This window comes from Rhodanobacter sp. KK11, from assembly GCF_033345435.1.
GTDB lineage: Bacteria > Pseudomonadota > Gammaproteobacteria > Xanthomonadales > Rhodanobacteraceae > Rhodanobacter.
Map to the genome: position 1 here is coordinate 494,077 of NZ_JAWPMI010000003.1, position 26,456 is coordinate 520,532.

Below are 26,456 nucleotides of genomic sequence, written 5' to 3' on the forward strand. Positions count from 1 at the left end.
GTTGTCCACACGCTTGTTCAACACGTATCCACATCCGCTGTGGATAGAAAAACGAAGGGCCGCCCGAAGGCGGCCCCTGGCGTGGCAGACGACCCGGCCTACTTCGCCGGCACGCCCATTTCCTTCAGCAGGTTGTCGGCGTGGTCGAGGTGGTGCATCACCCACAGCATGTAGCGCACGTCCACCTGGATCGAACGATTGAGCTGCGGGTTGAACAGCCAGTCGCCGCTGACCGACTCCCAGTTGCCGTCGAACGCCAGGCCGACCAGCTGGCCATTCGCGTCCATCGCCGGCGAGCCGGAGTTGCCGCCGGTGATGTCCAGGTCGGCCAGGAAGTTGACCGGCAGCGTGCCCAGCTTCGGCGAGGCATAGCTGTCGAATGCCTTCGCCTTGATCGCGGCCAGCTCGGCCTTCGGCGAGTTGAACGGCTCGACGCCGGTGTCCTTCTCGACGATGCCCTGTGCGGTGGTGAACGGCGCGTAGCTGACGCCGTCGCGCGGCGCCACGCCCTGCACGTTGCCGAAGGTGACGCGCAGCGAGCTGTTCGCGTCCGGGTAGACCGGCAGTTTCTGCGAGTCCTTCCACGCGATCATCGCCTGCATGTAACGCGGGCGCAGCTTGCTCAGCTCGCCGTCGCGGGCATCGGATGCGTCTTCCAGCGCCTTCAGCTGCGGCTGCACCGCGCGGGCGAGCTTGAGCATGCTGTCGGCGCTGGCGTCGATCGCCTTGCTGTCGGCAGCGAACCACTTCATGCGCTCGTCGACGTTGCCGAGCTTGCTGCCGGCGTACAACGCGGCGACCTTCTGCTTCAGCTGGGCCTCGGTCTTCGCGCCATCGAGCCACGCGTCCAGTGCGGGCAGGCGCTGCGCCTGCGGCAAGGCCACGTAGCGTTGCAGGCCGTAGACCATGAACTGCTGGTCGACGCCCGGGTCGTAGCGGCGATCCATCTGCTTCAGGCCGCCTTCGATGCGCACCCAGTCGCGCTGCTGGTAGCCGGCGTCGCGGTCGAGGTCGGCCTTGGGCCGCTCCTTCGCCAGGTGCACCAGACGCACCGCGCTGCCGAACAGCTGGGCCCGGTTGACCAGGCCGATGGCGAGGTCGCGTTCGCGGTTGGCCTGGTCGGCGGCGATCTGCTGGCGCAGCTTGCCGATGTCGGCCGCCAGTGCGGCGTTCTCCGCACCACCCTGCTGCTGCAGCCACGCCTCCAGCTGCGCTTCCTGCGCGCGCTTCACCGCGACCGCGTCGGCACGGCGCAGGCCCTCGAGCTGGCCGCCGAAATTCTTCAAGTAGTTGTTGAGGCCGGCGACCATGCTGGCGTACTTGACCGCCACCTTCGGATCGGCCTTGCCGGCGCTGTTGATGATGTCGAGCGTGTCCTCGTACACCTTGATCTGGGTCGGGTAGACCCAGTCGATCGAGTTCTGCACTTCGTCGGCAAGGCGATAGCGGTTGGTGCGACCCGGGTAGCCGACCACCATCACGTAGTCGCCTGCTTCCACGCCCTGCGGATTCACCTTGAGCACGTGCTTGGGCCGGTACGGCACGTTGTCCTTGGAGAAGGCGGCCGACTTGCCGTCCTTCGAGACGTAGGCGCGCAGGTAGCCGAAGTCGCCGGTATGGCGCGGCCACATCCAGTTGTCGACGTCGCCGCCGAACTTGCCGATGGATTCCGGCGGTGCGTAGACCAGGCGCACGTCCTTGATCTCCAGCTGCTTGATCAGCTGATAGCTGTAGCCGCCGTGGAAGGTGTAGACGTCGCAGCGGTAGCCGTCGCTCTCGCACGCCTTGACCTGCTGTTTGATCGCCTGCTCGATCGCCTTGTAGCGCTCGGCGCCGCTCATGGCGTCAGTGAGCCCGGCGGTGATGTCCTTGGTGACGTCGCGGATTTCCTCGGTGACGAAGATGCGCGAGGACGGGCCGGCGGAGAGTTCGTCTGCCTTGGTCTTCGCCAGGAAGCCCTTCTCGATCAGGTTGTTCTCCGCCGTGGAGTTCAGCTGCAGCGCGCCGTAGACGCAGTGATGGTTGCTCACCACCAGGCCTTCGGGCGAGACGAACGAGGCGGTGCAGCCGCCCAGGCTGACGATCGCGCCCATCGGGTAGGCGGTGAGGTCGGTCAGCGTCTTCGGATCGAGCTTCAGGCCGTGCTGCTGCAGCGTGGCGGCGATGCCGGGCAACTGGGCAGGCTGCCACATGCCTTCGACGGCATGGGCGGACGAGATGAGGCCGATGGATACGGCGGCAGCGAGCAATAGACGACGCAAGGGAATCTCCTGATGAAAGCCGGCCCCGGGAAGTCGGCAAAAGTGACGCAACAACTTTCAACTTATGCCCGAGCCGGGCGCTTGCGGCATATGCCGCAAGTCATGCCTGCGACGTTCAGCGCGCCGGCACGCCCAATTCCTGCAACAGCCAATGCGCCGGATAGACCTTGTCCATCAGCCAGCGCATGTAGCGCAGGTCGACGTGGATCGCGCGCTTGTAGCGCGGGTCGAACATCCAGCTGGCGCTGACCGCTTCCCAGTTGCTGTCGAAGTTGAGACCGACCAGCTCGCCCTTTGCGTTCAGCACCGGCGAGCCGGAATTGCCGCCGGTGGTGTCGAGGTTGCTGAGGAAATTCACTGGCATGGTGCCCGACTTCGGGTCCAGGTAACCGGCGTAGTCGCCCTTGGCGATCGCATCGAGCAGCGGCTTGGGCGCGTCGAACGGCGCCACCCCGGTGTTCTTCTCGACGATGCCGGCGGTGCTGGTCAGCGGCGCGTAACTCACCGCGTCGCGCGCTTTCAGCGAGGTGACCTTGCCGTAGCTCACGCGCAGGGTGGAATTCGCATCCGGATACACGGCGCGTCCCTGGTGCTTGCGGTAGGCGATCAGCGCCTGCATGTAGGCCGGGCGCAGCCGCAGCAGCTCGCCGTCGCGCGCCTTGCGCTCGTCGTCGAGGCGCAGCAGCGCCGGCTGCAGCTGCGCGGCCAGCTTCAGCAGTGCATCGTCGCTGGCGGCGAGTTCGGCCGGCGCAGCCTGGAATGCATGCAGGCGCTGCGCCTCGTCGCCCAGTCGGGTGGCGGCGTAGACGCGGTCCAGCGTGGCTGCCAGTTCGGCCGGGCTGCGGCCGAAGGCGGCATCGAACTCGGGCAGATGCTGCGCCGCCGGCAATTGTTGGTAGCGGGTCAGCAGCGTGGTCAGCAGGCGCTTTTCCACCGCAGGGTCGTAACGGCGTTGTACCTGGCGCAACTGGCCGGCAATCAGCTCCTCGTCGCGCTGCTGGTAGCCGTTCTCGCGCTCGGCGTCCGGCTTGCCGCGCTCGTGCGCCAGCCGTTGCAGACGCAACGCCGAGCGCAGCATTTGGGTCTGCGACTGCGCGAGGCCCAACAGCAGGTCGCGCTCGCGGCCGGCGCTGCCGGCGGCGATCTCGGCCACCGCGGCGTCGATCAGCGGACGCAGAGTGCGCGCGTCGGGCTGTCCGTCCAGCCAGGCCAGCATTACCGCCTCGTCCTGCCGGCGCACCGCCACCGCGTCGCTGCGCTGCAGGCCTTCGAGCTCGCCGCTGAAGCGCTTGATGCCGTTCTTCAGCGACTGCAGCTGCGAGGCGTAGCGGATCTTCGCCTGCGCATCGGCCTTGCCGGCGTCCTCGATCACGTCCTGCAGTGCCCTCATCGTCGCCACCGCCGTAGGCAGACGCCACTCGACCTGGTCGGCGAACTCGGCGGCAGTGCGGTGGCGGTAGGTGATGCCGGGGTAGCCGGCCAGCATCACGAAATCGCCTTCGTTGACGCCGTCGCGGGAGATCCTGAGGTGGGCCGGCGGCGTGTACGGCCGGTTGTCCTTCGAGTAATCCGCCGGCTTGCCGTCCGGGCCGACGTAGGCGCGCAGCACGGTGAAGTCGCCGCTGTGGCGCGGCCACATGAAGTTGTCCACCTCGTCGCCGTAGTTGCCGATCGCGCGCGGCGGTGCGTAGACCAGGCGCACATCGCGCAGCTCCAACTGCTTCACGAGATAGAAGTCACGGCCGTAGAACATGTCGGCCACACTGCAGCGCATGCCTTCCTCGCGCTCGCAGGCGGCGACCAGCGCCTTGCCTGCCGCGTCAACCGCGTCGTAGTAGGCGCGGCCGGTCTTGCCGCGGGCCGCGGCCAGCAGTTGCCCGGTGATCGGCTCGAAGCCGACGGTGACGCGCAGGCGGAAATCGGGATTGGCCGGCAGCTCCTCGGCCGGGCTCGCGGCCACGAAGCCGTCGTCGATCAGGTTGCGCTGCGCGTTGCTGTTGTACTGGATCACCCCGAAGGCCACATGGTGGTTGGTCAGCACCAGGCCCCGGTCGCTGACGAAGGCGCCGGTGGCGCCGCCAACCTTCACCACCGCGTTCAACGGCGCCCTGGTGAGATCGGCCAGGTCGGCAGGCTTGCCCTGGTAGCCGGCGGCGCGCAGCGGCTTGGCGATGTCCGGCAACTGGGACGGCATCCACATGCCTTCGTCGGCCTGGGCGGCCGGAGCCAGCAGCATGGAGACCACCATGCCCATCATCTTCAAGCGCATGCTTCGTTTCCCGTCGGCGTTTCGTAGAAACCTGCGACCATAGGGCGAAGCCGCCCGGGCAGCAAGCCCACCTCACGCAGCCGGCGTGGCCGGGCACCGAGGCGACAACGTTGCACTGCACGAAACCGGTACCCCGCCTGCCGCCTATAATATCGGGCTGTCATCCCCCCACGGAAATACCATGCCTCAGTTGATGAAAGCTCTGGTCAAGCGCAAGCCCGAGCAGGGCATCTGGATGGAAGAAGTACCGATTCCCGAAGTCGGCCCGAACGAAGTGCTGATCAAGCTGGAGAAGACCGCGATCTGCGGCACCGACCTGCACATCTACAAGTGGGACGAGTGGAGCCAACGCACGATCAAGCCGGGCCTCACCATCGGCCACGAGTTCGTCGGCCGCATCGTGGAGATCGGCCCGGGCGTGACCGGTTACAAGGTCGGCGACCGCGTCTCGGCCGAAGGCCACATCGTCTGCGGCCACTGCCGCAACTGCCGTGCCGGCCGCCAGCACCTGTGCCCGAACACCATCGGCATCGGCGTGAACCGCAACGGCGCGTTCGCCGAGTACATGACCATGCCGGCCTCGAACCTGTGGCCGATCCCGGACCAGATCCCGTCCGAGCTGGCCGCCTTCTTCGACCCCTACGGCAACGCCGCGCACTGCGCGCTGGAGTTCGACCTGATCGGCGAGGATGTGCTGATCACCGGCGCCGGCCCGATCGGCATCATCGCCGCCGGCATCGCCAAGCACGTGGGCGCGCGCAACGTGGTGGTCACCGACGTCAACGACTACCGCCTGAAGCTGGCCGCCGACATGGGCGCCACCCGCGTGGTCAACGTGGCCAACCAGTCGCTGAAGGACGTGATGGCCGACCTGCACATGGAAGGCTTCGACGTGGGCCTGGAGATGAGCGGCAACCCGCGCGCGTTCAACGACATGCTCGACTGCATGTACCACGGCGGCAAGATCGCCCTGCTCGGCATCCAGCCCAAGGGCGCCGGCATCGACTGGGACAAGGTGATCTTCAAGGGCCTCACCCTGCAGGGCATCTACGGCCGGCGCATGTACGAGACCTGGTACAAGATGACCCAGATGGTGCTCACCGGCTTCCCGTTGCAGAAGGTGCTCACCCATCAGATCCACATCGATGATTTCCAGAAGGGCTTCGACCTGATGGATGCGGGCAAGTGCGGCAAGGTGGTCTGCTCCTGGGGCTGAACGCGCACGGACGATTGCCGCCGCTTGCCGTCGCCGGTTTCAAGGTATCTGCGTAAACTTCCTGCGGCCGGTCGCTGCCGGCAGCAGGAAGTGCCCGGCGGGGTACCGCCGGCCCATGACGCCACCGGAAAGTCCGCATGAACGCCCTTCGCTCCATGGCAGGTGCCCGCCTGGCGGCGGCCCGCGACCAGGCCCGGCAGTTGTACCGCTCGCAGCGTGCACGCAAGGGCGCGCTGATCGCCGCCGTGGTGCTGGTGGCGTTCGGGTTGCTCGGCTTCTTCGCCGCCCCGCCGATCATCCGCGCCCAGATCGAGAAGCGCGCCGGCGCGGCCCTGTCGCGACCGGTGACGCTGGGCGAGGTACGCTTCAACCCCTACACCCTGCGCCTGCAGCTGGATCGGTTGCACATCGCCGACCGCGACGGCCGCTCGCCGTTCGTGGACATCGACCAGGCGGTGATCAACGCCTCGTGGATCTCGCTGCTGCGCCGCGCACCGGTGCTGGACGAACTGCGCTTGCAGCATCCGCAGATCCGCATCGTGCGCACCGCGGACGGACGCTTCAACTTCACTGATCTGGTGGAACGCTATACCTCGAAGCCCACCGCGCCCCAGGCGCCGCCGGCACGCTTCTCGCTGTCCAACATCGGCGTGCATGCGGGCGACATCCAGTTCGACGACCAGTTGGGCAAAGCCAGTCATCACGTCGAACAGCTGGAACTGGGCATCCCCTTCCTCGCCAACCTGCCCAGCGACACCGACGTGTTCGTGCAGCCGCTGCTGTCGCTGCGGGTGGACGGCAGCCCGCTGCGCATCGACGGCCAGACCCGGCCTTTCGCGGATACCCGCGAAGCAGTCATGCATTTCCGCTTCGACCAGTTGGACCTGCCGCGCTACCTCGCCTACGCCCCCGCACCGCTGCCGATAACCATTCCCAAGGGACGGCTCAGCGGCAGCCTCGACCTGCATTTCGTGCAGACCCGGCCCACGCCGCAGCTGCAACTGACTGGCCGCCTGCAACTGGACGACTTCGCACTGGCCGGCAGGCATGGCGAACCGATCCTCGAACTCGACCGCGGCAGCGCCGAACTGGCCGACGTGCAACCGCTGCTCTCGCGCTACCGGCTCGGTGCATTGCAGTTGAACCAGGCCCGGTTGCACTACATCCAGGGTGCGGACGGCCACACCAATATCGACAGCCTGGCCGCCGGCTCCCAGCCGCCCGCCTCCACCGCTTCGGCGACGCCGACCGACCTGCGCATCGCCTCGCTGGTGCTGGCCGACAGCGCCATCCGCTACACCGACGCCGCACAGCACCAGCTGAACCTCGGCAACCTGCATGGCACGCTGCAGGGCCTGAGCCTGCAGCCCGCACCGGCCGGCCATATCGACCTGGCCGCCCGGCTCAGCGGCGGCGAGTTATCGGCCAGGGGCACGCTGGATCTGGCCGCCAGCAAGCTGGCCGTCCAACTTGGCCTCGACCAGGTGGACGTGGCGCCGCTGCAGGCAGTCGCCTCGCCGATGGCCGCACGGGTGGGCAAGGGCAAGCTCGACGCCAGCGGTCAACTGCAACTGGACTGGGGCAACGCCGTCAACGCGCGCCTGGCCGATGCGCACGCCACGGTGAGTGACTTCGCGCTCGAAGCTCCGTTGAAGGAACACGGCACGCCGCTGGCCTGGAGCAAGCTGCAGGCGGAGATCCGCCTGTTCGACCTGGCCAGCCGTCAGGTGCGGCTGGGCACGGCCACCGTCAGCAAGCTCAGCCTGAAAATACAGCGCCAGCGCAACGGCGCCATCAGCCTGCTGGAACTGCTGGCACCGCCGGCTGGCCACCCGCTGACCGACAGGCGCATGGCCGCCGCGGAACCGCAAACTCCGCCCTGGCACTGGAGCATCGCCCACCTCGGCCTCGACGACGGCGCGCTCGACTTCACCGACCTCGCCGCCGGCGCCGAACCGGTCACCGTGCCGCTGAAATCGCTCAAGGGCAGCATCGACAACCTCGGCGACAAGCTGGGCGAAGAGCGCCCGTTCAAGCTGGAAGGCGCCATCGAGCGCGGCACGTTTGCCGCCTCCGGCAAGCTGCGGCCCTCACCGCTCGGCGCCGACCTGAAGTTGGACACTCGTCGGCTGGACGTCGCCCGCTTCGAGCCGTACATCAGCGTGCCGCTGAACGTCACCGTGGCCGACGCCAGGCTGACCAGCAGCGGCAAACTGCACTACGACGGCCGCGGCGACACACCGAAGCTGCGCTACCGCGGCGACGCCACGCTGGAGCGCGTGCGTGTGCAGGACAAGCTCACCGGCGACGATTTCCTGCGCTGGCGCACGCTGAGCGCCTCGAATCTCGATGCCGGGATCGGCCAGGGCGCGCCGCGCATGCACGCGGACGCACTCGCGCTCACCTCGTTCTACGCCCGCATGATCATCAACGCGGACGGCAAGCTGAACCTGGCCGACGTGGTCGCCTCGCCCGAGGCCGCGCCGGTGTCGGTGACCCGCGCCACCAGCACTGCGACAGCACCGCAGCCGCAGGCCCCCGCTCCGGCATCGACCGCGACGGTCGCGTACGCAGCGGCGCCGGCCGCGCCCGCGGCCGACATCCACCTCGGCGGCATCACCCTGGTCAACGGCCAGCTCAACTACACCGACAACTTCATCAAGCCCAACTACACCGCCAACCTCACCAGGCTCACCGGCCGGATCGGCGCGTTCGGCACCGCGCCGGGCGATCCGCCGGCAGCACTGTCGGTGCAGGCGGCGCTCGACGACGACTCGCCGGTGGACATCGACGGCAGCATCAACCCGTTGCAGCCGGTGGCCTTCCTGGACATCAAGGGCAAGGCCAACCAGGTGGAGCTCACCCGCCTCACTGCCTACTCCACCCGCTACACCGGCTATCCGATCACCGCCGGCAAGCTCGACGTGGACGTCCACTACATGCTGGACCAGCGCAAGCTCAATGCGGACAACCACATCTTCATCACCCAGCTCACCTTCGGCGCGCGCAACGAGAGCCCCGGCATCAAGCACCTGCCGGTGAAGCTGGCGGTGGCGCTGCTCAAGGACACCCAGGGCAACATCGACGTGAACCTGCCGGTATCCGGCTCGCTGGACGATCCGCAGTTCAGCCTGGGCGGGCTGATCTGGCGCGCCTTCGGCAACCTGATCGCCAAGGCGGCCACCGCACCGTTCCGCCTGCTGGCCGGCGCCTTCGGCGGCAGCCACGAGGATCTCGGCTACGTCGAATTCGCACCGGGTTCGGCGGTGCTCGACGCCAAGGCGCAGGAGCGCCTGGGCAGGATCGTGGCCCTGCTGCGGCAGAAACCCTCACTGAAACTCGGCATCGCCGGCCGGGCCGACCCGGGCAAGGACCAGGACGGCCTGCGCAAGGTCACGGTGGACAACCTGGTGCGCCGCGAGAAAGTGCTGAGCAGCGCGGGCATGGACGCCGACACCTCCGACGCGGCGCTGGCCGCAGTCAGCGTCACCCCGGACGAATACGGCAAGTACCTCAGGCGCGCCTACCGCCACTACGACCTGCCGGACAAGCCGCGCAATTTCCTCGGATTGAAGAAATCGCTCGAACCCGACGAGATGCGCAGCCTGATGGAGACCAACGTGTCCGTGGATGCCAAGGCCATGCGCGCGCTGGCCGAGCGCCGCGCTGCAGCAGTGCAGGCCTGGCTGAAGGGCAAGCTGGACGACACGCGCATGTCGCTGCAGGAGCCGAAGCTCGGCGCGCAGGGCATCGACGACAAGGGCAAGACCACACGCGCGGATTTCAGCCTGGCGCAGTAGCGCACGCGCCCGTCGACGCGCGCACTTCCTTCCCAGCATCGCGCCAAGCGGTCAAAATAGAGCTTTGTCCACGGGCCGGAATCTCCATGAGCTACTCAGCCAAGGCGCGCTACGCCAGCGAACTCCAAGCCATCCGCGACCAGGGCCTGTTCAAGGCCGAGCGCATCATCGTCTCGCCGCAATCCGCCGAGATCGAGCTGGAAGGCGGCCGCAAGGTGCTGAACTTCTGCGCCAACAACTACCTCGGCCTGGCCGACCACCCGGCGGTGATCCAGGCCGCCAAGGACGCGCTGGACAGCCACGGCTTCGGCATGGCCAGCGTGCGCTTCATCTGCGGCACGCAGGACCTGCACAAGCAGCTGGAGGCGAAGATCGCCGAGTTCTTCGGTACCGAGGACACCATCCTCTACGCCGCCTGCTTCGACGCCAACGGCGGCCTGTTCGAACCGTTGCTGGGCGAGCAGGACGCGGTGATTTCCGACGCGCTCAACCACGCCTCGATCATCGACGGCATCCGCCTGTGCAAGGCCAAGCGCTACCGCTACGCCAACAGCGACATGGCCGACCTGGAAAAACAGCTGCAGGCAGCCGATGCCGCCGGCGCCCGCACCAAGCTGATCTCGACCGATGGCGCGTTCTCGATGGACGGCTTCATCGCCAAGCTCGATCAGATCACCGCGCTGGCGGAAAAGTACGGCGCCATGGTGCACATCGACGAGTGCCACTGCACCGGTTTCCTCGGCGACACCGGCCGCGGCTCGGCCGAGGTCAATGGCGTGATGGACAAGATCGACATCTTCACCGGCACGCTGGGCAAGGCGCTGGGCGGCGCGCTGGGCGGCTTCACCACCGGCCGCGCCGAGATCATCGAGATGTTGCGCCAGCGCTCACGCCCCTACCTGTTCTCCAACTCGCTGCCGCCGCACGTGGTGGCCGCGGCGATCAAGGTGTTCGACATGCTGGCCAGCGCCGGCGACCTGCGCGCGAAGGTACAGGAAAACACCCGCTACTTCCGCGAGCAGATGACGAAGGCCGGTTTCGACATCAAGCCCGGCGTGCACCCGATCGTGCCGGTGATGATCTACGACGCGCCGAAGGCGCAGGCGATGGCCGCGGCCCTGCTCGACGAGGGCATCTACGTCACCGGCTTCTTCTACCCGGTGGTGCCGCAGGGCCAGGCGCGCATCCGCACGCAAATGAGTGCGGCGCATACTCGCGAACACCTGGACCATGCCATCACCGCGTTCACCAGGGTGGGCCGGAAGCTGGGCGTGATCGGCAGCTGACGGCGCTCAAGCCTTGCGGGCGTCGAGCGCCTTCACTTCATCGGCGCTCAGCCGGCGCCATTGCCCTTTCGCCAGTTCGCCCAGTGCCAGCGGCCCGATCGCCACCCGGATCAGCCGCAGCACGTCGAAACCCAGGGCGGCCAGCAAGCGGCGGATCTGCCGGTTGCGGCCTTCGTCAAGCACCACTTCCAGCCAGGCGTTCTTCTCGCCCGCGCGCAGCAAACTGGCCCGACGCGCCTTCAGCCACTCGCCGCCATCCTCGACACCACTCAGCATTGCGGCCAATGCCGCAGCGTCCGGCTGGCCGGCCACCTGCACGTGGTAGGTCTTGTCCAGGTGCGTGGCCGGATCGGTGATGCCAGCCGCCCAGACGGTGTCGTTACTGAGCAGCAGCAGGCCCTCGCTCGCCTTGTCCAGTCGCCCGACCGGCCCCAGCCATGGCAGGCCGGCGGCCGCCAGCGCGGTGTAGACCGTGGCACGGCCATGCTCGTCGGCTGCACTGACCACCAGCCCGCGCGGCTTGTTGAAGGCCAGGTAGACGCATCCGGCCGGCTTTACCGGTCGGCCATCGACGACAACCTGCTGTCGAGTGATCACGGTCGGGTGATGTGGATCGCGGACCACTCGCCCATCCAGGCTGACGCGGCCGGCGCGAATCCACTGCTCGGCCTGACTGCGCGAGCATGCGCCCAGCTTGGACAGCACCCTGGCCAGCCCGTGCCTCGGCGACGCCACGGGCACCGTCGGACGTGCGGGGCGTGAAGAAGGTGGACGGGGCATCGCACTAGCGTATAGGGCGCAGCTGCGTCACGACAAGAATGCGCATTGCAAACCAGCCTGTACCACAGACAAGAAAAAACCCGGCCAAGGCCGGGTTTTTTCTTGTCTCGGTGTTATTGCTGCCCGATTACTGCTGGACCTGCAGTTCCGTGCGACGGTTCTGCGCGCGGCCGGCGTCGGTGGCGTTGTCGCCGATCGGGTTGTTTTCGCCGTGGCCGATCGGGCCTTCCAGACGGCTGGCGTCAATGCCGTGGCTGGTCAGGTAGTTGTAGACGATCGAGGCGCGACGCTCGGACAGGGCCTGGTTGTACTCGTCGGTGCCCTTCGAGTCGGTGTAGCCGGCAACCGTCACCTTCACCTGCGGGTAGCGCTGCAGGGTGTCGATGGCCTGGTTCAGCACGGCGATCGAATCGGCGCTCGGCTCGGCCAGCGACTTCGAGATGTCGGTCTCGCCCTTCTTCGGGCGGTCGAACTTGAAGTTCACGCCGCGCAGGTCGATCACGACCTTCTGCGGGCAGCCGTCCGGACCAACGATCGTGCCGGCAGCCGTGCCCGGGCACTTGTCTTCGCAGTCGTTGACGCCGTCGCCATCGCTGTCCATCGTCGAGCAATCGGCCGGCGGCGGGGTTGCGGCGACCGGAGCCGCCGGAGCGGCCGCCGGAGCACCGAAGCGCGACACGATGCTGAAGCCCAGGAACCAGTCGCCGTAGCCGTCCTGCGCGGGCTGGGTCTTGTTGTCCCAGTCGTAGCGATAGCCGGCTTCGACGCGGACATCAGAGCTGTCGGTAATCGTCTTGGACAGGCCGCCGCCCAGCTCGGCCGCCGGGGACCAGCCGCTCTGGCCCAGGCCATGGTGGTTGCTGCCCATCACGCCGGCCAGCAGGTACGGACGCCAGGCGTTCCAGTCACCCGCATAGAAACGCACCGCAGCGCCCACGGCATTATTCGCCCATTTGCCGCCGGCGTCCGCGTCGCGCGAGGTACGATCAATAAACAGGTCGATCGACGCGTTCGGCGAAATGAAGCGACCCACGCCCAGGCCGTAATAGAGCTGGCGGCTGTTGGTATTGCGATCGGTATCGTTGTAATAACCGCCCACGGTCGGAGCGATATACCAGCGCCCGTCATAGGATGAGGTGGCCGACTCGGCGGCGGCAGGAGCAGCCGTGTCCTGCGCATGAACGGCACCTACGCCGCCCAGGGCCAGCGCGATCAGAAAATACAAGCCCTTACGTTTCATCAGGTGTCTCCTCATTTATTAGGTTTCGCGTCCGTTCAACCCTAACCGGAAGTCGCGCGTCAGAACTGAACTACGTCACTCAGAGCTTTCGATAGCCCCTGCTTGGCGTGTATGCGGCAAGCGGCGGGGATTGTAGCAAAATCGTTAAGCCAAGGAATGCTGCAACCACTAATGCAGCCATTTGTCAGTGAAGCTTCGTTCAGGAAAGTTTATTAGCCGGCACACGCTCAATCATTTGAAACCAGTGCCGGCTTGGCACATGCAGCATTCACGCCGGTGCATCGGTTGACTGGCGAGTGGACGGCGGGTCGCAGCCCCAAGCAAACCTCGCCCTTTAATCATCCACTCACATCGTCTTTACAACGTGAAGAGCCCCAGGAACTGATGCAGCGGCATCGCGTCCAGTCGCGCCGGGTCCTCCACCGCGGCCATGATCGCCTTGACCTGATGCGCCGGCAGATGGTCGCGCATGGCCGCCTCGAATTTCCGCAGCAACACCGGAATGCCTTCGGCGCGGCGCTTGCGATGGCCGATCGGATAATCGATCGAGACCTTTTCCGTGCTGCTGCCGTCCTTGAAGAACACCTGCACCGAATTGCCGATGTAGCGCTTGGCGGGATCGAAATAATCGCGCGTGAACTGCGGGTTCTCGACCACGGTCATCTTGTCGCGCAATGCGTCGATGCGCGGATCGGCGGCCACGTCGTCGTTGTAGTCACTGGCCACCAGTCGGCCGAAGATCAGCGGCACCGCCACCATGTACTGGATGCAGTGGTCACGGTCGGCGTAGTTCGCCAGCGGGCCGGTCTTGTCGATGATGCGGCAGCCGGCTTCCTGCGTCTCGATGGCGATCCGCTCGATCTGGTCGAGCCTGTCCGCCACCTCGGCGTGCAGCTTCATCGCGCATTCCACCGCGGTCTGTGCGTGGAACTCGGCCGGGTAGCTGATCTTGAACAGCACGTTCTCCATCACGTAGCTGCCGAACGGACGCTCGAACTCGAACGGCTTGCCCTTGAACGCCACGTCGTAAAAGCCCCAGGTCTTCGCACTGAGTGCCGACGGATAGCCGACCACGCCGCGATACACCGCGTTGATCGCATGGGTGACTGCACGGCGGCAGGCGTCGCCGGCGGCCCAGCTCTTGCGCGGCCCGGTGTTCGGCGCGTGGCGATAGGTGCGCAGCGCACCGTTGTCGATCCAGCTGTGCGACACGGCGGTGGTGATCTGCTCCTTGTCGCCGCCGAGCATGGCCGTGGCCACCGCGGTGGAAGCCAGGCGCACCAGGATCACGTGATCCTGGCCGACCCGGTTGAAGCTGTTCAGCAGCGCGTAGCAACCCTGGATCTCGTGCGCCTTGATCGCGTAGCCGAGCACGTCGCGTACGCTGAGCGCGTGGCCGCCTTCGCGCTCCGCCTTGCGGCCGAGGTAGTCGCCGACCGCCAGGATGCTGCCCAGATTGTCCGACGGATGTCCCCATTCGGCGGCCAGCCAGGTGTCGTTGAAATCCAGCCAGCGGATCTGCGTGCCGATGGCGAAAGCGGCCTGCATCGGGTCCAGCTCGTGGCTGGTGCCCGGCACGCGCGCGCCGCCCGGCAGCGTGGCGCCCGGCACCACGGGGCCGAGGTGCTTCACGCACTCGGGGAACTTCATCGCCATCATCGCGGTGGCCAGCGAGTCCAGCAGCATGTAGCGCGCGGTATCGTAGGCCTCCTTCGAATCGATCTGGTAGTCGACCACGTAATCGGCGATGTCGACCAGCGGCTGGTCGGGATCGGGGCGGACGGCGGAACGGATGTCGTGCGCACTCATGACAGAATCTCGCGGCAGGGAAAACCGCCATTTTAGCCGACTGCAGCGGCAAGAGTGTCCGCTGCGAGGCTTGACCCCGAGCATGCCGCGCCCCGACAATCCCTGCTCGCCCAAAAGGGAGTAGTTCCCGCAGCAGATTCGCCTGCAGCGGTGCAGTGATCGTCAACACGAGCGAAGCATCGCTCCGGTCACTCGGCAGTCGTCCTGCGAACGAGACTTTTGCGGTGGTCACGGGCCGCGCGCGTCCGTGCCCACTGCATCGTCCGACGCGCACGGAACCAACCATGGACTTCACCGCCCCCGACTTCCTCTCCGGCCTGCTGGCCATCATCCTGCTCGACCTGGTGCTGGCCGGCGACAACGCCATCGTCATCGCCATGGCCGCCAGCCGCCTGCCCAGGGAACTGCAGAAGAAGGCAGTGTTCTGGGGCACGTTCGGCGCCGTCGCGGTCCGTTTCGCGCTGACTGCCGTCGTGGTCTACCTGCTGAAGCTGCCGGGATTGATGCTGGCCGGCGGCGTGCTGCTGCTGCCGATCGCCTGGAAGCTGTTGAACCACGGCGACGAACACGGGCCCGACATCAAGGCCGGCAACACGTTCTGGAGCGCGCTGCGCACCATCATCGTCGCCGACGCGTTGATGGGCCTGGACAACGTGCTGGCGATCGCCGGCGCCTCGAAGGGCCACCTGCTGCTGGTCATCCTGGGCCTGCTGATCAGCGTGCCGCTGGTGGTCTGGGGCTCGACCCTGATCCTGAAACTGATCGACCGCTTCCCCGTCATCATGTACATCGGCGCTGCAGCGATCGCGATCACCGCCGGGCGCATGATCACCCACGACCACCTGCTCAGCGGCTGGTTCGAGGCGCACCGCTGGGCGATCTACGGCCTTGACGCGCTGGCAGTGGCCGGCATCTGCGGTGGCGGCTGGCTGGTGCAGCGGCGACGGCAGCGCCTGAAGCTCTCCTCCGGCTGAGACATCGCCGGGCGCATCGACGCCACGGGGCCATGGCCACACCCGCCGAAGGCCGTTGGGCCGCGCTCAGTACATCATCGGCACCCTGACCGTCACGGTGGCATCGGGCGTGTCGCGGGTGACGCCGACGCCGAGCGTGAAGTTCATGCTGCGCTTGTCGCTGAAACGATAGGAACCGCCGAGCAGCAAGGTGCCCAGCACGCTCTTGGCGGAGCCGGACACGGTCTGGCCATTCTGCTTGGTGATGCCGACGAAACTCTGGTCGTAGCCGATGCTGATCGACGCCTTGTCGTTCAAGGCCAGGCCCATGCCGACGCTGACATCGACGATGTCCCCTACCCGCACCGTGCCGAGCGGCTCCTTGCCGCCGAGCAGCACGGTGCGGCTGACGTCGTGGCGCGGGAAATTGTGCAGGTAGCTGAGGTTGCCGAAAAACACCACCGGGTCGGACGGGTACAGCCAGGTGACGCCGGGTTGCAGCGAATAGAAGCCCGAACCGGTCGGCAACTGCAGCGGCAGTCCGGTGCCGGTGGCGTTTTGCACGCAGCGCTGGACGCAGTCGGTGGTGACTTCGAACGGATCCCTGCCGGTGCGCGACTTGAAGCGCAACCAGCCGATGTAATACGGCTTGTCCGCGCCGCCGTCATTGATCTGGTAACGGGCGGTGGCTTCGACGTCGCCGATGCCGTGACCGCTGCTGGTGAAGACCTTGTCCGTGGCACTGCCGGTGAAGATCTCGCGACTGATCGTATCGGTGTGGCCGTAGACATACGGTATCCGCAGTTCCATCTCCAGCCGGTTGCTGAGTCCGTAGCGCAGCGCGACCGCGCCGGTTTGCGTGGTCGTCTTGACCTGGCGCGCGTCGATCAGGCCGATCAGGATCGCCGGGATCACCGTGTAGCCGATCAGCGCGACCCGTTCCGCCGACGAGTAACCGAACTGATAGGAAGGCTCCACCACCAGCTTGCCGCGCGGGGTCAGTACGCCCGGCTGGTTGAAAATCGGTGCCACGGCCGGCGGCCGCTGGTCGCGCTCGGGCGCCTGCCCCACCGTACGATCCGGCGTCTGTCCGGACGGTACGGCATCAGCGGATACTTCACCCGCCGGCATCGGCAGCGCGCTGGCGCCCGGACCGCCTGCGTGGATGTTGCCGGCCCGCTGCTGCTCGAGCGTATCGAGCCCGACCGCCCGCCGCAGTGCGCGGTAATCCGCCTGCTGCGACGCAAGCTCGCGCTTCATGGCCTCGATCTGCGCGTTCTGGGCAGCCAGTTCGGTGCGCATCGCGGCGATGCGCGCATCCTGCTCGCGCATGCTCTGGCGGATCACCGCCGACAGCTCGCCCGAACCTGTCGGCGGCAGCACCTCGGGCGACGGCGGATCCTGCGCGCTGGCCACTCCGCCGAGCAGCAACAACCCCGCACAGCCGGTCGAGCATCTGCTTCGCCATGATTTGCGCGACATCGCGTTTCCTCGCTGATCGGATGGCGCCTTGCGGCGGCGCAGACCCGGCTACGTCATGTCCAAGTCAGTGCCCGAGCGATCCGATCAGGCCGGCCTGCAGGCTTTGCTGCAGGTTCAGGCTGCGGAAGGCGAGCTGGCTGTTCACTGCGGCATTGATCGTGGTCAGGCTGCGGATGTCCTGGTTGTCGAGGCTGTTCTGGATCACCGTCGCGGCCGTCACCTGGTTGAACGCGGACGTATCGACGCTGTTGCCCGCGCCGTTCCGGATCACCTCGACCGTACCCGTGGCGGCTGCCAGGGCCGCGGCCTGGTCGGGCGTCATCCGGCCGATGTCCGGCACCTGCACGCTGCTGCTGGCCACCAGGTTGCCGTTGATGTAGACGGCGCGCTCGATGCCGAAAGACGCTAGCAACCCGTGGCCGAAGTCGAATCCGCCGCGGACCGCATCGAGGCGATGTTCGCTCACGGCAGCCGGCCAGTACGCCAGCGCCATCGGCGGCTCCTGCGCATGTGCAACGCCGACCATCAGTGCCAGGCCGGCCAGCGCGCGGAAACAGGAAAACTCGATCCGGACATTCATGACGGCACTCAGATGTCTCCCGGACCGCGCTTGGGCAGGGTGATGTTGCCCAGGCCGGTGCGGTCGATGGCGGAATGGATGGGTGCCATCGGCGCAGCGCGCCAGTCGTCGCGGCTGTTGAATACCGCCAGGGCACGTCGGTTATGGACCACGAATACCAGGCGGTTCTTCCACGCCGCTTCGAACTGCGCGCGCGGAATCGAACGCGTGCCACGGGCGGGATCGCCCAGCAGGACGCGGCCCGCGCGCATGCCCTTGATCACCACGAAATGGTGGTAACCCCCTTCGTCGATCAACACGATCGCAGGCAGCCCTTCTTCCTGCAGCTTGTCCAGCGGCACCTCGAAACCGTCGGCTTCAAAACCGTTGGCTTGCAGGAAGCGCTTGATGTCGAGCAGCGAGAAGCCTTCCCGGTTGATCTTCGGCTGGTTGCCGTGCGCATACATCTGCGCAAACGCCTGCTGCTCGTCTACCGGGTAGCCGTACTGGTAGGTGAGCAGGGTCGCCACGGCCGCCGAGCCGCAGCTGAAATCGTATTTCTGGCGAATCGTGTTGCGGTAGCGGATTTCCTTCAGGCTGGTCAGGTGCAGGCCGTAGCTGCCGCCCTGCACGCCGGGCAGCGCGACCGACGAGGCTGCCAGCGGCGCCGAGGCCAGTAGCCCGGCGACGAACGCCGGGGCCAGCCAATACACATGGCGCAACCAGCCCGTCATGGCTGGAACTGCACATTGAGGATGGTGGCGTTCTGGATCAGCACGCCGTTGCCGGTGTTCTGGATCAGCATCGGCACGCCGGCAGCGCCGTTGAAGGCACCGTTGCCGATCACGTTCGATCCGGTCACCACATGGTCGACGGTGTTGTTTGTCACCGTGCCGTTCAGGGTGATGGTTTCGCTGACCTCATTGCCGCCACTGGACCTCGCCAGGGCCTTGCTGTCCACGCTGCGGCCCCATCCATCAAGCCAGACAGGCCTGGCGGAAGGCGTCGCCACGGTGGTTGCCGCAGACGGGGCCGCCGGCTGCGTCGCGGCTGCATTCCACATCATCGTGCCAAGCAACAACATCGCGGACCACGACATGAGATGGACTGTTCGCATGGTGCTGTCTCCTGTCCCCATGTCGACTGCGTGCGACGAGGCATCCGCGAACGCCGACCGCATCGGCACCCGAAACGCTCTGCCAGGGAAGCGCGGTGGAGCGTCATGCGCCCCACCACGCCATGCTTCGATCACGGACCAATGTTGAGATTGGCCTGGACGTTCACGCTCTGCTGGACCAGCGAGCCGACGCCGCTGTTCTGCGCCATGACCGTGACACCTGCGGCCGCCGCGGCCGCGCCGTCCATGTGGTTGGACATGTCGAACGTGCCGGCATCCACCATGTTCGAACCGCCCGCACCGCCGGTACCACCGGCGCCGGCAAGGCCTTCACCACCGGTCCCGGACGCGCCGCTTCCACCCGCTCCGCCCATACCACCGGTGCTGTCCGCTGCACCACTGCTGCCTCCGGTCGAGGTCGCCGCGCCGCTGCTTGCAGTCGCCGCACCGCTGCTGCCTGCTCCACCGGCCCAGGTGCCATTGCCGCCGGTCGCCGTTCCGCCGGTGCTGGATGCTCCGCGCGAACGGGCCCGCGCATCGGCGTAGTTGTCGCCGCTGGAATCGCCGCCTTTCGCGTTGCTGCGTGCGTCGACATAGCCGCTGTCGGCCCCCGACCCGCCGGCATAACCGCTGTGCGAACGGGCATTCCCGCCGTCACCGCCCGAGCCACCGCGGCCACCAGAAGCCCAGCCGCCGTAGCCGTCACCGCCAGAGCCGCCCCGGCCTCCATTGGCATCGCCGGAATTCCGGGCTACGTTGCCGATGTCGTGCGCGCGGATGTCGGTCACCATGCCGTCGAGGCGACTCATCGCAATCGCCTTGTTGGTGTTGAACGAGGACGCTATCGACGAACTCGCCGTGCCACCGTTGTTGGCGGCCGCGCTGCCCTGTCCATCGGCGTAGGAATCGCCGTTGTTGTTGCGCTGACGTGAATGGGTGGAACTGTCGGTCGAACTGTCGTTAATCTGGGTGGCTGAGGAGTGCCGTTGCGCAGTCGCTCCGGCCCCGCCGGTCTGGGTATCGTCGGCCAAAGCGGGGAGCGTGAATCCCAAGCCGATGCATATCGCTGTCATCAAAAGAGTCTTTCGCATGTCTGTTCTCCGGAACGATGCGGTGATCCCCCTGTTTTGGCTCGCTTTGCAGCAACTATCCCCGAGGCAACTTTTGAGCCAGCGGGAAGATTTCATCCTCCCCGGTACGATCCCGTGCAAAATCAATCCACTGGCCGATAAACCTGCCAGTGAACTGCAACCGGGTTCACCTCAAAGGGCACGGCAACCGCTTCGCTCCTGCAACAGCCATGGCCGCTGTCGGGCCGATACCCCGCATTCCAGCGCGGTTAGCTACGTGAACGGAGAGGAAACAGGGTGCTTAACAGCTGTAACAGGAGTGATACAGCGCGAAGGTTTCATGCGCACCAAGGTCGAAACTGACCGTACCGCGAGTCAGTTTCGGTTCAAGCAACCTTCACCTCGCTGACACGAAAAAGGGAGCCTCGCGGCTCCCCTTCGCATCGAAAAAATGTCTGTCTAGCGCTTGTCGATCGACACATAGACCTGGTCTTCCGGGCCGGTGTAGTTGGCGCTGGGGCGGATGATCTTGCCGTCCTGGCGCTGCTCGATCACGTGCGCGCTCCAGCCGGCCGTGCGCGAGATCACGAACAGCGGGGTGAACATCGCGGTGGGGACGCCCATCATGTGGTAAGCGCTGGCGGAGAACCAGTCGAGGTTGGGGAACATCTTCTTGACCTCGCCCATCACCTTCTCGATCCGCTCGGAGACGTCGAACAGGGTCGGGTTGCCGCCGTCGGTGCACAGCTTGCGCGAGACTTCCTTGATGATCTCGTTGCGCGGATCGGACACCGTGTACACCGGGTGGCCGAAGCCGATGATGATTTCCTTGCGCTCGACGCGGGCGCGGATGTCGGCCTCGGCATCGTTCGCGTTGCGGTAGCGCGCGATGATCTCCATCGCCACCTCGTTCGCGCCGCCGTGCTTCGGGCCGCGCAGCGCGCCGATCGCGCCGGTGATCGCCGAATACATGTCCGAACCGGTGCCGGCGATCACGCGCGCGGCGAAGGTCGATGCGTTGAACTCGTGCTCGGCGTACAGCACCAGCGACTTGTCCAGCGACTGCGCATGCAGGTCGCTGGGCTTCCTGCCATGCAGCAGGTGCAGGAAATGCGCCGCGATCGAATCGTCGTCGGTCTCGGTCTCGATGCGCTTGCCGTTGTGGCTGAAGTGGTACCAGTACAGCAGCATCGAGCCGAAGCTGGCCATCAGGCGGTCGGCGATGTCGCGCGCGCCGGTGACGTTGTGGTCGTCCTTCTCCGGCAGCACGGTGCCCAGCACCGAGCAGCCGGTGCGCAGCACGTCCATCGGGTGGGTGGCGGCCGGCAGCAGCTCCATCGCGGCCTTCACCGGCGTCGGCAGGCCGCGCAGACGCTTCAGCCGGGCCTTGTAGTTCTGCAGCTCGGTCCAGTTCGGCAGCACGCCGTGCACCAGCAGGTAGGCCACCTCCTCGAAGCAGCCCTTGGCGGCAAGGTCGTGGATGTCGTAGCCGCGGTAGTGCAGGTCATTGCCGCTGCGGCCGACCGTGCACAGCGCGGTGTTGCCCGCGGCCACGCCGGACAGGGCGACGGATTTCTTGGCCTTGGGCAGGACTTGTTCGCTCATCGGAAATCTCCAGGTGCAGGTTTGTTCTTTCGACTCCGGCAGGAGCCCGCTGGCGGGCGATGCTCCTGCTCTGATGCGCCCGAAGGCAGAGCATCGCCCGCCAGCGGGCTCCTACCGCAATGGTGGTCAGCTTTTCTGCGAGAACAGCGCGTCGAGCTTGTCCTCGTAGGCGTGGTAGCCGAGGAAGTCGTACAGCTCCTCGCGCGTCTGCAGGGTGTCGATGATGTGCTTCTGGGTGCCCTCGCGGCGCACGGTTTCGTAGAAGTGGAGTGCCGCCTTGTTCATCGCGCGATAGGCGCCGCAGCAGTACAGCGCGATGTCCACGCCGGCTTCGCGCAATTCGTCGATGGTGAAGAACGGGGTGGAGCCGAACTCGGTGAGGTTGGCCAGGATCGGCACCCTCACCGCGGCCTTGAACCGGCGGTAGTCGTCCAGCGTCTTCATCGCCTCGGGGAAGATCATGTCGGCGCCAGCCTCGACGTAGGCCACCGCGCGCTCGATCGCCGCATCGATGCCCTCCTTCGCCGCCGCATCGGTGCGCGCCATGATCACGAAGCCGGGATCGGTGCGCGCGTCCACCGCCGCCTTCACGCGGTCCACCATCTCCTCCTTCGGCACCACTTCCTTGCCCGGGCGATGACCGCAGCGCTTCTGGCCCACCTGGTCCTCGATGTGCACCGCGGCCACGCCGACGTTGATGAAGGAACGGATGGTACGTGCGATGTTGAACGCGCCACCCCAGCCGGTGTCGATGTCGACCAGCAGCGGCAGCCCGGTGGCGTCGACGATGCGGCGCGCGTCGGTGAGCACGTCCTCCATCGTGCTGATGCCCAGGTCCGGCACGCCCAGCGAATTGGCGGCCACGCCGCCGCCGGACAGGTACAGCGCCTTGTAGCCCACGCGCCTGGCCATCAGGCCGGCGTAGGCGGTGATCGCACCCATCACCTGCAGTGGCTGTTCGGCGGCGAGCGCTGCGCGAAAACGTGCGCCGGGAGACGCTGAGTGTGCCATGTGACCTCCGTCAAAGCGGCCATTTTAGCCCATGCCCGTGCGCAACCGGGATGGGACCTTCGACCATGCGTGGTGCAGTCCCCCGCGATGGCGCCGGACAGCGGGGCGAGTTCCCGCGTGACGAATCCGTCGCCACCCCGTACATTCAGCCGGATGAGCACATCGACTCCTCTCGCAAAACGCATCCTCTGGGGCCTGGTGATCGGCGTGGTTGCCGCCGTGGTCACGCTGGCCATCGGCCAGTGGCATCCCGCCACGCTGGCGCTGATGCAGAAAATCTCCGGCGCGGTGTTCGACCCGTTCGGGCAGATCTTCCTGCGCATGCTGTTCTTCGTGGTGATCCCGCTGGTGTTCAGCTCGCTGGCTTCCGGTGTGACCCAGCTCGGCCGGCTGGACCGGCTCGGCCCGCTGGCCGGGCGGACCTTCCTATTGTTCTTCCTCAACATGGGCATCGCGGTGGCGATCGGCCTGGCGATGATGAACACGGTGCAACCGGGCCACCACCTGGACGAACAGGCGCGCACCCAGCTGATGCAGGAGTACGGCGGCAGCGCGCAGCAGACCATCGCAAAGAAGGCGGCCCAACCTGGCATGAGCTTCGCCACGCTGGTGGAGATGTTCATGCCGCGCAACCTGCTCGGCGCGGTGGCCGGCCCCAGCCGCGACGCGCTGGGCGACGTGTTGCCGCTGATCCTGTTCGCGATCCTGGTCGGCGCCGCCGCCACCCAGTTGCAGGAGAAGGAGCGCAAGCGGGTGCAGATGGCGCTGGACACCATCACCGACGTGATGACGAAGATCGTCGGCTTCGCCCTGCAGCTGGCGCCGTACGCGGTGCCGGCGATGATCTACAGCGTGATCGTCAAGGTCGGCGTGGACGTGCTGCTGGCGTTGTCGGTGTTCGTGGTCGGCTGCAGCGTGGCGCTGGCGCTACATCTGTTCGGCACCATGTCGCTGTGGATCCGCTACCTGGCTCGACGCTCGCCGCGGGAATACTTCCGGCAGATCCGCTCGCTGCTGGTCGCCGCGTTCTCCACCAGTTCCAGCAACGCCTGCCTGCCCGCCTCGCTGGCGGTGGCGCACGACGAGCTGAAGCTCAATCCCAGCACCGCCGGCTTCGTGCTGCCGCTGGGCGCGACCATGAACATGAGCGGCACCGCCCTGTTCGAAGGCTGCGTGGTGCTGTTCGTGGCGCAGGCGTTCGGCGTCGAGCTCACCCTGAGCCACCAGGCCATCCTGATGCTGCTGTCGGTGCTCAGCGCGGTCGCCGTGGCTGGCATCCCCGGTGGCTCGCTGCCGATGATCGCCGGCCTGCTGGCGACGTTCGGCATCCCCCCCGAAGGCATCGGCATCATCATCGGCGTCGACCGCATCCTCGACATGATGCGCACCACGGTGAACGTGGGCAGCGACATCGTCACCGCCACGGTAGTCGACTACCAGTTGCGCGACCGCCTCGCCGCCACGCCGTAACCCCGGCGCAGACCTGGACCTTGTTTCGCACGGCACCGGCCCAATCATAGGCTAAGACAATCGACACAATGTCAACAATCAATTGGATTGATTGCAAAGCAGCCCCTAACATCTCTTCTCGACCTTTCAACCACCACGGGAGCAACACCAGATGTCCCTGATCAATACCGAAGTGAAGCCGTTCAAGGCCCAGGCATTCAAGGCCGGCCAGTTCATCGAAGTCACCGACGCCGACCTCAAGGGCAAGTGGTCCGTCGTGTTCTTCTACCCGGCCGACTTCACCTTCGTCTGCCCCACCGAGCTGGAAGACCTGGCCGACCATTACGCCGAGTTCCAGAAGCTTGGGGTAGAGATCTACAGCGTCTCGACCGACACGCATTTCTCGCACAAGGCGTGGCACGACACCTCCGCCGCGATCAAGAAGATCGGCTACACCATGATCGGCGACCCGACCCATGCGATCAGCCGCAACTTCGAGGTGCTGATCGAGGACGCCGGCCTGGCCGACCGCGGCACGTTCGTGATCGACCCGCAGGGCAAGATCCAGATCGTCGAGATCAACGCCGGCGGCATCGGCCGCGACGCGTCCGAGTTGCTGCGCAAGGTGAAGGCCGCGCAGTACGTCGCCAGCCACCCGGGTGAAGTCTGCCCGGCGAAGTGGAAGGAAGGCGAGAAGACCCTGGCCCCCTCGCTGGACCTGGTCGGCAAGATCTGATTCCCCGCTTCACCCGCGACACCGGACCCGGGCGCGCCGCGCCCGGGTCCTCCCGAGGACGCTTGTGCCAGCGGCCCGTGCCACGCTGACGCCCTCCCCCGCGTCAGCCTCCCCCTCCCCCACGGCACCGGCCGCTGCCACAAGCCTCTCTCCCTTCCCATCCCCACCGGAGTGGTCACCATGCTTGATGCCGCCATCAAGGCCCAACTCGCGGGCTACCTGGAAAAACTCACGCAGCCGATCGAACTGGTCGCGTCGCTGGACGACAGCGCCAAGTCGCGCGAGCTGGAAGAGCTCTTGAACGAAATCGCCGCGATGAGCGACAGGATCAGCCTGCGCCGCGACGACAGCGAGCCGCGCAAGCCCTCGTTCGCGATCAACCGCGTCGGCACCGACATCGGCGTGCGCTTCGCCGGCATCCCGCTGGGCCACGAGTTCACCTCGCTGGTGCTGGCGCTGCTGCAGGTGGGCGGCCATCCGTCCCGGGCCGCGGCCGAAACCATCGAGCAGGTGCAGAACCTCGATGGCGAGTTCCGCTTCGAGACCTACTTCTCGCTGTCCTGCCAGAACTGCCCGGACGTGGTGCAGGCGCTCAACCTGATGAGCGTGCTGAACCCGAACATCCGGCACGTCGCCATCGACGGCGCGCTGTACCAGGACGAGGTGGATGCGCGCCAGATCATGTCGGTGCCCACCGTGTACCTGAATGGCGAACTGTTCGACCAGGGTCGCATGAGCCTGGAGCAGATCGTGGCGAAGCTCGACACCGGCGCGGAGCAGCGCGCCGCCGAGGCGATCAAGGTCAAGGACGCGTTCGACGTGCTGGTGGTCGGCGGCGGCCCGGCCGGTGCGGCGGCGGCGATCTACGCCGCGCGCAAGGGCATCCGCACCGGCGTGGCCGCCGAGCGTTTCGGCGGCCAGGTGCTGGACACCATGGCGATCGAGAACTTCATCTCGGTGGACTACACCGAAGGCCCCAAGCTGGGTGCCGCGCTGGAAAACCACGTGCGCAACTACGACGTGGACATCATGAACCTGCAGCGCGCCACCAGGCTGGTGCCTGCCAGCGAATCGGCCGACGGCCTGGTCGAGGTGCAGCTGGAGAACGGCGCCAGCCTGAAGGCGAAGTCGGTGGTGCTCGCCACCGGCGCGCGCTGGCGGCAGATGGGCGTGCCCGGCGAAGACCAATACCGCAACAAGGGCGTGGCCTATTGCCCGCACTGCGACGGCCCGCTGTTCAAGGGCAAGCGCGTGGCGGTGATCGGCGGCGGCAACTCCGGCGTGGAGGCAGCGATCGACCTGGCCGGCATCGTCAGCCACGTCACCCTGGTCGAGTTCGACAGCAAGCTGCGCGCCGACGAGGTGCTGCAGCGCAAGCTGCGCAGCCTGCCCAATGTCGAGGTGATCGTCAGCGCGCAAAGCACCGAGGTGCTGGGCGACGGGCAGAAGGTCACCGGCCTGGTCTACAAGGATCGCGTCGACGGCATGATGCACAGCCTCGAACTGGAAGGCATCTTCGTGCAGATCGGTCTGCTGCCGAACACCGAATGGCTCAAGGGCACGCTGGAATTGTCTCCACGCGGCGAGATCGTGATCGACGCGCGCGGCCAGACCTCCCTGCCCGGCGTATTCGCCGCCGGCGACGCCACCACGGTGCCGTACAAGCAGATCGTCATCGCGATGGGCGCCGGTTCCACCGCCGCGCTGAGCGCGTTCGACCACCTGATCCGCAGCCCGGTGGCGGCCACCAAGACGCCAAAGGAAGCAGTGGCTGCCTGATCGCCCGAGATCATCCGGACAGAAAAACAGACGG

At 66.5% G+C, this 26,456-nt stretch carries 19 protein-coding genes; 7 read left to right on the forward strand and 12 right to left on the reverse strand.

All coding sequences use genetic code 11. The features are described from left to right. Nucleotides 1–98 precede the first annotated feature (98 nt). Together R5H19_RS10225 and R5H19_RS10230 are read right to left on the reverse strand one after the other, a co-directional pair. Entirely contained in the window at nucleotides 99–2,261 is a 2,163-nt protein-coding gene (locus R5H19_RS10225; protein WP_318158886.1) for a S46 family peptidase, read from the reverse strand. 115 nt (nucleotides 2,262–2,376) lie between these two features. Beyond that, complete coding sequence (locus tag R5H19_RS10230) at nucleotides 2,377–4,530, reverse strand: S46 family peptidase (RefSeq protein ID WP_318158887.1); 2,154 nt, start codon at nucleotides 4,528–4,530, stop codon at nucleotides 2,377–2,379. A gap of 193 nt (nucleotides 4,531–4,723) precedes the next feature. Between R5H19_RS10230 and tdh the strand changes: the two genes are divergently transcribed. The 3 genes from tdh to kbl all read left to right on the forward strand — a co-directional run bounded on the left by tdh (nucleotide 4,724) and on the right by kbl (nucleotide 10,832). Next, a complete protein-coding gene (gene tdh, locus R5H19_RS10235) occupies nucleotides 4,724–5,746 on the forward strand; it encodes an L-threonine 3-dehydrogenase (protein ID WP_318158955.1) in 1,023 nt (340 codons plus the stop codon). Between the two features lie 137 nt (nucleotides 5,747–5,883). Next, entirely contained in the window at nucleotides 5,884–9,546 is a 3,663-nt protein-coding gene (locus tag R5H19_RS10240; RefSeq protein WP_318158888.1) for a DUF748 domain-containing protein, read from the forward strand. Nucleotides 9,547–9,632: 86 nt separating this feature from the next. Further along, nucleotides 9,633–10,832: a glycine C-acetyltransferase gene (kbl, locus tag R5H19_RS10245; protein WP_318158889.1), complete on the forward strand. Its 1,200-nt coding sequence runs from the start codon at nucleotides 9,633–9,635 to the stop codon at nucleotides 10,830–10,832. Between the two features lie 6 nt (nucleotides 10,833–10,838). Here the strand turns inward: kbl and R5H19_RS10250 are convergent, their stop codons facing one another. From R5H19_RS10250 to R5H19_RS10260, 3 genes are all read right to left on the reverse strand, one after another. After that, entirely contained in the window at nucleotides 10,839–11,612 is a 774-nt protein-coding gene (locus tag R5H19_RS10250) for a pseudouridine synthase (RefSeq protein ID WP_318158890.1), read from the reverse strand. A 127-nt stretch (nucleotides 11,613–11,739) separates the two neighbouring features. Next, a complete protein-coding gene (locus R5H19_RS10255) occupies nucleotides 11,740–12,852 on the reverse strand; it encodes an OmpA family protein (RefSeq protein ID WP_318158891.1) in 1,113 nt (370 codons plus the stop codon). A gap of 357 nt (nucleotides 12,853–13,209) precedes the next feature. Beyond that, nucleotides 13,210–14,661 carry a bifunctional 2-methylcitrate dehydratase/aconitate hydratase gene (locus tag R5H19_RS10260; RefSeq protein ID WP_318158892.1) on the reverse strand — a complete coding sequence of 484 codons (1,452 nt, stop codon included), beginning with the start codon at nucleotides 14,659–14,661 and terminating at the stop codon, nucleotides 13,210–13,212. Between the two features lie 284 nt (nucleotides 14,662–14,945). On the opposite strand from R5H19_RS10260, the gene R5H19_RS10265 reads away from it, so the two are divergent. Next, nucleotides 14,946–15,635 (forward strand): TerC family protein, encoded by a 690-nt coding sequence (locus tag R5H19_RS10265; protein WP_318158893.1) that lies wholly within the window; start codon nucleotides 14,946–14,948, stop codon nucleotides 15,633–15,635. 66 nt (nucleotides 15,636–15,701) lie between these two features. Here R5H19_RS10265 and R5H19_RS10270 read toward each other — a convergent pair whose 3' ends face one another. The 7 genes from R5H19_RS10270 to prpB all read right to left on the reverse strand — a co-directional run bounded on the left by R5H19_RS10270 (nucleotide 15,702) and on the right by prpB (nucleotide 22,458). Continuing rightward, entirely contained in the window at nucleotides 15,702–17,096 is a 1,395-nt protein-coding gene (locus tag R5H19_RS10270) for a transporter (protein WP_318158894.1), read from the reverse strand. Nucleotides 17,097–17,160: 64 nt separating this feature from the next. After that, on the reverse strand, nucleotides 17,161–17,589 hold the full coding sequence (locus R5H19_RS10275) for a hypothetical protein (protein WP_318158895.1): 429 nt from the start codon (nucleotides 17,587–17,589) through the stop codon (nucleotides 17,161–17,163). A 95-nt stretch (nucleotides 17,590–17,684) separates the two neighbouring features. Continuing rightward, on the reverse strand, nucleotides 17,685–18,389 hold the full coding sequence (locus R5H19_RS10280; protein ID WP_318158896.1) for a C39 family peptidase: 705 nt from the start codon (nucleotides 18,387–18,389) through the stop codon (nucleotides 17,685–17,687). Further along, complete coding sequence (locus R5H19_RS10285) at nucleotides 18,386–18,754, reverse strand: hypothetical protein (RefSeq protein WP_318158897.1); 369 nt, start codon at nucleotides 18,752–18,754, stop codon at nucleotides 18,386–18,388. The genes R5H19_RS10280 and R5H19_RS10285 overlap by 4 nt, the downstream gene beginning before the upstream one ends. A gap of 149 nt (nucleotides 18,755–18,903) precedes the next feature. After that, nucleotides 18,904–19,863, reverse strand: a complete 960-nt coding sequence (locus R5H19_RS10290; protein ID WP_318158898.1) for a hypothetical protein — start codon at nucleotides 19,861–19,863, stop codon at nucleotides 18,904–18,906. A 438-nt stretch (nucleotides 19,864–20,301) separates the two neighbouring features. Beyond that, on the reverse strand, nucleotides 20,302–21,447 hold the full coding sequence (prpC, locus tag R5H19_RS10295; RefSeq protein WP_318158899.1) for a 2-methylcitrate synthase: 1,146 nt from the start codon (nucleotides 21,445–21,447) through the stop codon (nucleotides 20,302–20,304). A gap of 126 nt (nucleotides 21,448–21,573) precedes the next feature. Next, nucleotides 21,574–22,458 (reverse strand): methylisocitrate lyase, encoded by an 885-nt coding sequence (gene prpB / locus R5H19_RS10300; protein WP_318158900.1) that lies wholly within the window; start codon nucleotides 22,456–22,458, stop codon nucleotides 21,574–21,576. A 153-nt stretch (nucleotides 22,459–22,611) separates the two neighbouring features. Between prpB and R5H19_RS10305 the strand changes: the two genes are divergently transcribed. From R5H19_RS10305 to ahpF, 3 genes are all read left to right on the forward strand, one after another. After that, nucleotides 22,612–23,928 (forward strand): dicarboxylate/amino acid:cation symporter, encoded by a 1,317-nt coding sequence (locus R5H19_RS10305; RefSeq protein ID WP_318158901.1) that lies wholly within the window; start codon nucleotides 22,612–22,614, stop codon nucleotides 23,926–23,928. A 151-nt stretch (nucleotides 23,929–24,079) separates the two neighbouring features. Beyond that, nucleotides 24,080–24,643 carry an alkyl hydroperoxide reductase subunit C gene (ahpC, locus tag R5H19_RS10310; protein WP_318158902.1) on the forward strand — a complete coding sequence of 188 codons (564 nt, stop codon included), beginning with the start codon at nucleotides 24,080–24,082 and terminating at the stop codon, nucleotides 24,641–24,643. Nucleotides 24,644–24,823: 180 nt separating this feature from the next. Next, on the forward strand, nucleotides 24,824–26,422 hold the full coding sequence (gene ahpF, locus R5H19_RS10315) for an alkyl hydroperoxide reductase subunit F (protein ID WP_318158903.1): 1,599 nt from the start codon (nucleotides 24,824–24,826) through the stop codon (nucleotides 26,420–26,422). Nucleotides 26,423–26,456 lie beyond the last annotated feature (34 nt).